Origin of the sequence: Xanthovirga aplysinae, assembly GCF_009711365.1 — a bacterium.
Lineage (GTDB): Bacteria > Bacteroidota > Bacteroidia > Cytophagales > Cyclobacteriaceae > Xanthovirga > Xanthovirga aplysinae.
Genome location: NZ_SMMB01000104.1, coordinates 1 through 356, shown reverse-complemented (window position 1 = coordinate 356; position 356 = coordinate 1). Strand labels below are relative to the sequence as shown.

At 43.3% G+C, this 356-nt stretch carries 1 protein-coding gene; it reads right to left on the bottom strand.

The window, feature by feature from the left end; translation table 11 throughout:
* A partial coding sequence (locus tag E1171_RS00120) for a hypothetical protein (protein ID WP_222931266.1) occupies nucleotides 1–248 on the bottom strand: 248 nt, incomplete at its 3' end.
* Between the last annotated feature and the right edge of the window lie 108 nt (nucleotides 249–356).

The following is a 356-nucleotide window of genomic DNA, read 5'->3' as shown; positions in this document are numbered from 1 at the left end:
TTGTAGAGCAGGGAATAAGTGGATTCGCCGATATCCGGATCAATATAATTTTGATCCAAAACGACGGTGCCGTTTTGGCCTGCCGGAATGGCCTGTCCCCCTTCCAGGATGGTTAAGACCTCGAGGTTCTGATTGTAAAGGGAAATAGGACTGCCCGTATTATCGGTTTGTGCGATTGCAGGGAGCATAACAACTACTTCAGAATTGGTTTCCTTAGTTAGCTTACACTCTTTGGATGGGTCGCTCATTTTATCATTGCTTTAGTTAGTACTATATTGATGTACACCCTTAGCGCCTGTTGAAAATTATCTATACGCTGCAAATGACTTGGAAGAAAGGAGGCTTTGCTTCAAAAT